The following is a 7,278-nucleotide window of genomic DNA, read 5'->3' as shown; positions in this document are numbered from 1 at the left end:
CGGCCATGCGCAAGCTGCTGTGCATTGCTTACGGAGTGCTTAAATCAGGTAATCCCTTCGACCCTAAATTGGCTGTTGCGAAGTGAGATTCAAGACGGTATCTACGTCATGAAGCCCACCAAATCGACCGTCCGCTTGCGCCACATTGCCGCCGATCTATAGGGATACGGGTTCCTGTTTGCCAAGTGCACAAAGATCGTGAACAGGCTCTAAGAGCCTGTTCAGCCTTTGCGGCGCGTCGGTCATTCAGTCTGAACGAAGCCAGCCATGCCGGTTCTGAAACGTCAACAGACCCTGGAACCGGCGGACGGCGCGGCCGTTCGCGATCCTTTCTCTCGAACCACTGGATCGCTATGGCAGATGAACAACAGATCAACTGGTTGGTCGAGCAGTCCATGCTGCATGCGGCCCGCCAGCGTACGCATCTCTATTCGGGGCAGGCGCGGCTGTGGCAGCAGCCTTATGCATTGGCCCGCCCACGCAGCGTTACTGCGGTCGCCTCGGTGTGGCTGGCGGTGTACCCGGCGGCGATCATCACTGCGCCAGGTGGCTCGGTGCTCCAAGCTCTGGGGGACGAACGTCTCTGGACAGCGCTTTCGGAGCTGGGTGTACAGGGTATCCACAACGGGCCGCTGCGGCGTGCGGGCGGTTTGCAGGGGCGCGAGTACACACCGACCGTCGATGGCAACTTCGACCGCATCAGCCTGGAGATCGACCCGCGTTTCGGTAGCGAGGAGCAGCTGGTTCATCTGAGCCGGGTGGCGGCTGCGCACAATGCGGTCACCATCGATGACTCCATCCCTTCACATACTGGCAAGGGCGCGGACTTTCGCCTGGCGGAAATGGCCTACGGCGATTACCCCGGGCTCTATCACATGGTGGAGATTGCCGAGGCGGACTGGGCATTGTTGCCGCCGCTGGCCGAGGGCCGTGATTCGGTGAACCTGTCACCGGCAGTGGTCGATGCCCTGCGTGACAAGCATTACATCGTCGGCCAGTTGCAGCGGGTGATCTTCTTCGAGCCGGGCGTCAAGGAAACCGACTGGAGCGCCACCGGCGAGATCACCGGTGTGGATGGCAAGGTGCGGCGCTGGGTGTACCTGCACTATTTCAAAGAGGGTCAGCCATCGCTGAACTGGCTGGATCCGAGCTTTGCCGCCCAGCAACTGGTCACCGGTGAGTCCCTGCATGCCATCGACGTGATTGGCTCACGGGTGTTGCGCCTGGACGCCAACGGCTTTCTCGGCGTCGAGCGACGTAGCCACGGCAATGCCTGGTCGGAGAGCCATCCGCTGTCGTTGACCGGTAACCAATTGCTCGCCGGCATGATCCGCAAGGCGGGGGCGTTCAGCTTCCAGGAGCTGAACCTGACCCTGGACGATATCGCTGCGATGTCCCAGGGCGGGGCGGATCTATCTTACGACTTCATCACCCGCCCGGCCTACCAGCACGCGCTGTTGACGGGGGAGGTGGAGTTCCTGCGCCTGATGATGCAGCAGATGCACGATTTCGGCATCGATCCCGCCTCGCTGATTCACGCGCTGCAGAACCACGATGAACTGACGCTGGAACTGGTGCATTTCTGGACGCTGCACGCCAACGATACCTACATGTTCCGTGGTCAGCACTTGCCTGGCAGCATCCTGCGCGAACATATTCGCGGCGAGATGTACGAGCGCCTGACCGGCGAGCATGCGCCCTACAACCTGAAATTCGTCACCAACGGCGTGGCTTGCACCACGGTGAGTATCATCACCGCGGCGCTGGGCATCCGTGATCTGGATACCATCGACGAAACCGACATCGAGCAGATTCGCCGCGTGCACCTGCTGTTGCTGATGTTCAATGCCATGCAACCCGGTGTGGTGGCGCTTTCCGGCTGGGATCTGGTCGGCGCACTGCCGCTCGATGCACAGCAGGTGGCAGAGCTGATCGCCGACGGCGACACGCGTTGGATCAACCGTGGCGGTTACGACCTGGTCGATCTCGATCCCGAGTCACTGCTCTCCGCCGAAGGCCTGCCGCGTGCACGTCAGTTGTACGGCAGCCTTGGCGAGCAGTTGCAGGATCCGCAGTCGTTCGCCTCCCAGGCACGGCGCATGTTCGCGGCACGGCGCTCCCATGGTGTGGCGTCCAGCCGGCAGATCGCGGTGCCGGTGACCCGTCACCCGGCGTTGCTGATCATGGTGCATGAGTTGCCGGCCGGACGTGGCATCCAGGTGACGGCGCTGAATTTCGCTGCAGAGGCGCTGAGTGAGGTGATCACCCTGGAGCATGTCGAGCCCGGGCCGGTCGTGGATATCATCCATGAGCGGCTGCTGGGGGATCTGTCTGCCAACGGCGAATTGCATATTCAGCTCGAGCCTTATGAGGGCCTGGCGCTGCGTATCGCGAGCATGGCGCCGGGGCTCGCGCCGCAGGATAACTGATCCATATGCCTTTTGAGACTAAGCAAATAATCATTGGATATTTGAGGGCGTGCGCGGGAGCGCCGTATCGTCCATGTCCATAGGGGCTGGCCATGGGTGCCGGTCGCAGCGTGAGTTGAGGTTTCAATGAACAGCGAGTTTGCCACCAGCAATGTTGGTGGCACCGAGGCAGAGGGTTCGTCCCATTCGATCAACTGGCAGTTGGAGCAGACCGTCGCCGGCTTGCGTGCGGCCCGCGCCGAGTGGCGTAACCGTTCTGGGCGCGATCCCGAGCTCGGCGGTCGTGAGCTGCCGTCGCGCCAGGCAGTGGCGACAATTCTCAGTGGGCTGTGTGGCGCACTGTTCCCGATGCGTTTGGGGCCGGCCGAGCTGCGTGAGGAAAGCGAGGACTACTACGTCGGCCACACACTGGATCGGGCACTGAACGGCCTGGTGGCGCAAGTGCGTCTGGAGCTGCGTTATGCGGCGCGGCAGCGCGGTGAGGGTTCTGATCAGGTGGATCAGCAGGCGGTTGCCGTCGTCCGTGACTTTGCTGCCGCATTACCGGCATTGCGTCGCCTGCTCGATCAGGACGTGGTGGCGGCTTACAACGGCGACCCGGCGGCGCGCAGTGTCGACGAAGTGCTGCTGTGCTACCCCGGCGTGCTGGCGGTGATTTACCACCGATTGGCTCATCATCTGTATCGCGCCGGCTTGCCGCTGCTGGCACGTATTGCTGCAGAAACTGCTCATGGTGCCACTGGTATCGATATCCATCCGGGCGCGCAGATCGGCCACAGCTTCTTTATCGACCATGGTACCGGCGTGGTGATCGGCGAGACCGCGATCATCGGCAACCATGTGCGCATCTATCAGGCCGTTACCCTGGGTGCCAAGCGCTTCACCAGTGACGAAAGCGGCCAGTTGCACAAGGGCCAGCCGCGTCACCCGATCGTCGAGGACGATGTGGTGATTTATGCCGGCGCCACCATTCTCGGCCGCATCACCATCGGCAAAGGCTCGGTAATCGGCGGTAACGTCTGGCTCACCCGCAGCGTCGAGCCTGGTAGTAACGTATCCCAGGCCAGTGCCCAGCAACGTGAATGCTGAACTGCGATGGCTTGATCTGTGTCACAGGATAGTCACCGAAATTTCTTAGACTCGGTGCGAGACCAAAGAGAAAAAAGGAGAAGAGAGATGGACGATTATCAGGAAGAACTGCTCGAGTCCCGCGCCCTGGAACAGGACGTGCCCGAGTTCGCTGAAGACGCAACCGAGCTGTAAATGCTCGCCTGAGGCCAGATGGGGACTTGAACGACAATCCGTACAGCCCATTTGCCAGAATCAAAAGAAAAGGCCCGATGCATGCGCATCGGGCCTTTTCGTTGCTAGTGCGTCAGGGCTTTTACCAGGCTGTCGACGTTGCCTTCCAGCTCGGCCAGCGGGTCATCGTTTTCGGTTTCCAGCACCAGCAGTGCAATGCCTGCGGCTTTGACCGCGTCCGCCACCGGCTGAGATGGCTTGCGATGATGCAGCACCAATGCCACGTCGTCTTCCTTCAGCGCGGTGGTCAGCGCGTTCAGGGACTCGGTATCCCAGTCGCGGTCGTCACGACTGTCGCTGCTGACCAGATCCAGGTTGAGGCCGCTGACCAGATAATCCAGACGGTTGCTGAGGCTGTAGACGGACAGGTTGTCGGCCTTGGCCAGTTCGGCTTCGCTGCGGGCATTGAGCTTGAGCAGACGCTGCTTGAGCGTGGCCAGGTTCTGCTCGACCTTGCCTTTGGCATCCGGCGCCAGGCGTACCAGGTCGGCGGCCATCACGTCGGCCATGCGGCCCATGTTATTGATCGCCAGCCATGGATAGCTGGCCAGGTCGTTTTCGCCTGCACTCTCGGCCTGGGTGGCGATGCCCGGCAGGGCGCCATCCACCGGCCGTGCGGCGTCGATTTCGACGATACGGATATTACTGCGTCGAGCCATGGGGTAGAGCGGGTCTTCCGGCCATAGCGAGCGCAGGGCGATGGCGGCGTCGGCGTCGGCCGCGACCTTGTGCAGCGCGCTAGCGCCACGGCCGGCGAAGTACGACACCTGGCGGCTGGCCGGCAGGTTGGCGGGGGCGGCACGCTCGATGCGCACCGGGGTGCCTTCCAGCAGATCACTGGCAAGGCCAAAGGTGATGGGTTGCGAGACCAGAACGCTGACGTCCTTGGCCAGGGCGAGGCCGGGCAGGCTGAGGAGCAGGGCGAGGCCCAGGTGGTGAAGTCTATGGGTCATCCCAGGTTCCCTTTCAGGCTTGGTACGACGCCGCGCGCGATGGCGGCGAGGGCGAAGGTGAAACCGGCGACCAGAATGATCGCGGCACCGGAGGGGATCGGCAGATCCAGCACGATGGGCATGAGAATGCCGAGCAGTGTGCTGACGGTGGCGATCAGCACCGACAGCCAGAAGAAGCCTTTCAGCGATTGGCTGAGCAGCCGCGCCGCTGCGGCCGGAATCACCAGCAGGGCGCCGACCAGAATGGCGCCGATGACCTTGACTGCGGCCACGGTGATCAGCGTCACCAGGATCACGAACAGATAATCCAGGCTCTTCACGGCCACGCCGCGCACGGCCGCCAGTTGCGGATTGAAACTGGCGAGCATGATGCGGTTGTACAGCGGCAGTGCCAGGCCCATCACCAGAGCGCCGACTACCAGCAAGACCAGCAGATCCGTGCCGTTGACCGTCAGCACCGAGCCGAACAGGACGTTCTCCAGGATGTGCACGTTGATGCGCCCAGCGAGAATCAGCAGCAGGCTGGCGCCCATGGCCAGGGACACCGAGAGGAACACACCGATCAGCGTATCCGGGGCCAGGCCGGTGCGGTTGCGCAGGTAGTTGAGCAGGATGCCGAACAGCAGGGCGTAGCCGAACAGGGCGCCGTAAGGACCGGTGTAGGGCTCGCCGAGCAGGATGCCGATGGCCACGCCGGTCAGCGCTGCGTGGCCGACCGCTTCGGAGAAGAAGGCGAAGCGCTTGACCACCACCAGGGTGCCGAGGCCGCCCAGTACCGGGCCGATCAGCAGGCCGGCGAGCAGTGCGTTGATGACGAAACCGTAGGCCAGCGCTTCAGGCAGATAGCCGGAGGACGCCCAGCCCTGAATCATCAGGCGGAACTGTTCGTAGTCGATCATGGCAGCGAGGTCTCCGCGGCGCGTGCGTGGGTGGAGAACAGGCTGAGCAGGCGCTCCGGGGTCAGGGCTTCGGCTGGCGGTGCGTCGAACAGCACGCGGCGGCTGAGGCCGGTGACACGATCGGCCAGACGCTTGACCGCCTCCAGATCGTGCTCGATCCACAGCACGCTGATGCCGGCGCGGCGCCAGTCGCCGAGCAGGCGTTCGAAGACCTGGATGCCGGCTTCGTCCAATGCAGACATCGGTTCGTCGAGTACCAGCAACTGCGGTGCGGGGATCAGTCCCTGGGCCAACAGTACGCGCTGACGCTCACCACCGGACAGCGCGCCCATGCGCCGCTTGCGCTTCTCCTGCATGCCGACGCGCATCAGGGCATCATCGATGGCCTCTGCGTAGTGCTTGGACAGGCCGAGAAAGGCCGGACGACGCTGGCACATGGCAGCCATGAAATCGTCCACGGTCATTGGCAGGCCGCGGTCGAATTCCAGAGCCTGGGGCACGTAGCCGATGGTGCCGACGGCACCGGGCCACTGCAGGCTGAGCTTGCCCTGATGGGGCATCTGGCCTAGCAGGGTCTTGATCAACGAGCTCTTGCCGCCGCCGTTGGGGCCGACCAGCGCATGCACGCTGCCCGGCTGCACCTGAAAGGTGACGTTTTCGAGGATCCGGGTGCGGCCCAGCACCAGGTTGACCTGCTGAAAATCGATGGTCGGGCCCACGGCGGTGACCGTATTCAGGTTTTCGGCTGCAGTCATTTGCCGGCTTCCTGGATGGCGCGCACCACGGTGTTCATGTTGTTGATCATTTCCTTCTCGTACTTGTCCGCGGTGTATTCGCCGTAGGAAATGTGCGACAGCGGGTAGAGCTTGACGCCCGACTCACGCTGGATGGTGTCGACATAGGTGGACGGGAAATCCAGCTCGGAGAAGATCACTTTCACGTCCAGTTCACGCAACTGGTCGATGGTCTTCTTCAACTGGCTGGGGCTTGGCTCGATGCCGTGGGCCGGTTCCACCACCGCGGTGACTTCCAGGCCGAATTCGCGCAGCAGGTAGTCGTAGGCCGCGTGTACGGTGGCCACACGCAGGTCGGCATTCGGTGCTTCGGTCAGTTGAGCGAGGGCGTCGGCGCGCAGTTTGCGCAGGCGTTTGCCGTAGGTGCGGGCATTCTGCGTGTAGGTCTTGGCGTTGGCCGGATCGAGCTTGCCCAGTTCCCGGGCGATGTTGTTGATCTGCGCGATGGAGGCGCTGATCGACAGGAAGGTGTGCGGGTTGACCACCTTGCCGGCGCCACGGGCGGCAATCCCGGTAGCGGCCAGCAGCGGTACGTTGGCGTTGGCTTCGATGACCTCGATATCCGGCTTTTCGCTGGCGGCGATCATGCGGTCGGCGAAATCGTCGTGACCGACGCCGTTGAGCACCACCACATCCAGCGAGCCAATGCGCTTGATGTCTTCCGAGCGCGGCTCGTAGGCGTGCGGGTTGAAGCCGGCCGGAATCAGCGGCACCACTTCGGCCTTGTCGCCGACGATGTTGCTCACGTAGCTGTAATAGGGGTGCAAGGTGATGCCGATACGCAGGCGCTTGGCGTCGGCGGCGCTGGCGGCGCCGATGAACAGCAGGGCGCACAGGCCGATGGCCAGGCGTGACAGCAGGGGACGTGCACGGAACGGGCGAGAAATGGGCATTGGCGAGC

At 63.0% G+C, this 7,278-nt stretch carries 6 protein-coding genes; 2 read left to right on the top strand and 4 right to left on the bottom strand.

Annotated elements, in window-relative coordinates:
- Positions 1-347: 347 nt before the first annotated feature.
- On the top strand, positions 348-2,429 hold the full coding sequence (gene treS, locus DNK10_RS15160) for a maltose alpha-D-glucosyltransferase (RefSeq protein WP_131192140.1): 2,082 nt from the start codon (positions 348-350) through the stop codon (positions 2,427-2,429).
- 126 nt (positions 2,430-2,555) lie between these two features.
- Entirely contained in the window at positions 2,556-3,518 is a 963-nt protein-coding gene (gene epsC / locus DNK10_RS15155) for a serine O-acetyltransferase EpsC (RefSeq protein ID WP_131192131.1), read from the top strand.
- A gap of 278 nt (positions 3,519-3,796) precedes the next feature.
- Here the strand turns inward: epsC and DNK10_RS15150 are convergent, their stop codons facing one another.
- From DNK10_RS15150 to DNK10_RS15135, 4 genes are read right to left on the bottom strand one after another with little or no spacing between them, the layout of a single operon-like run.
- Positions 3,797-4,684 carry a metal ABC transporter solute-binding protein, Zn/Mn family gene (locus DNK10_RS15150; protein WP_131192130.1) on the bottom strand — a complete coding sequence of 296 codons (888 nt, stop codon included), beginning with the start codon at positions 4,682-4,684 and terminating at the stop codon, positions 3,797-3,799.
- Complete coding sequence (locus DNK10_RS15145) at positions 4,681-5,580, bottom strand: metal ABC transporter permease (protein WP_131192139.1); 900 nt, start codon at positions 5,578-5,580, stop codon at positions 4,681-4,683. Before DNK10_RS15145 ends, DNK10_RS15150 begins: the two co-directional genes overlap by 4 nt.
- A complete protein-coding gene (locus tag DNK10_RS15140) occupies positions 5,580-6,338 on the bottom strand; it encodes a metal ABC transporter ATP-binding protein (RefSeq protein ID WP_131179173.1) in 759 nt (252 codons plus the stop codon). Before DNK10_RS15140 ends, DNK10_RS15145 begins: the two co-directional genes overlap by 1 nt.
- Positions 6,335-7,270: a metal ABC transporter substrate-binding protein gene (locus DNK10_RS15135; protein WP_131192129.1), complete on the bottom strand. Its 936-nt coding sequence runs from the start codon at positions 7,268-7,270 to the stop codon at positions 6,335-6,337. The genes DNK10_RS15140 and DNK10_RS15135 overlap by 4 nt, the downstream gene beginning before the upstream one ends.
- Between the last annotated feature and the right edge of the window lie 8 nt (positions 7,271-7,278).

Source organism: Phytopseudomonas daroniae (genome assembly GCF_004327275.1).
Lineage (GTDB): Bacteria > Pseudomonadota > Gammaproteobacteria > Pseudomonadales > Pseudomonadaceae > Aquipseudomonas > Aquipseudomonas daroniae.
This window is presented reverse-complemented; position numbering and strand designations above follow the sequence as displayed.

What these genes read in the sequence shown, in the direction of transcription:
- epsC (WP_131192131.1), top strand. Translation starts at nt 2,556, where the DNA reads ATGAACAGCGAGTTTGCCACCAGCAATGTTGGTGGCACCGAGGCAGAG.
- DNK10_RS15150 (WP_131192130.1), bottom strand. Translation starts at nt 4,684, where the DNA reads ATGACCCATAGACTTCACCACCTGGGCCTCGCCCTGCTCCTCAGCCTG.
- DNK10_RS15140 (WP_131179173.1), bottom strand. Translation starts at nt 6,338, where the DNA reads ATGACTGCAGCCGAAAACCTGAATACGGTCACCGCCGTGGGCCCGACC.
- DNK10_RS15135 (WP_131192129.1), bottom strand. Translation starts at nt 7,270, where the DNA reads ATGCCCATTTCTCGCCCGTTCCGTGCACGTCCCCTGCTGTCACGCCTG.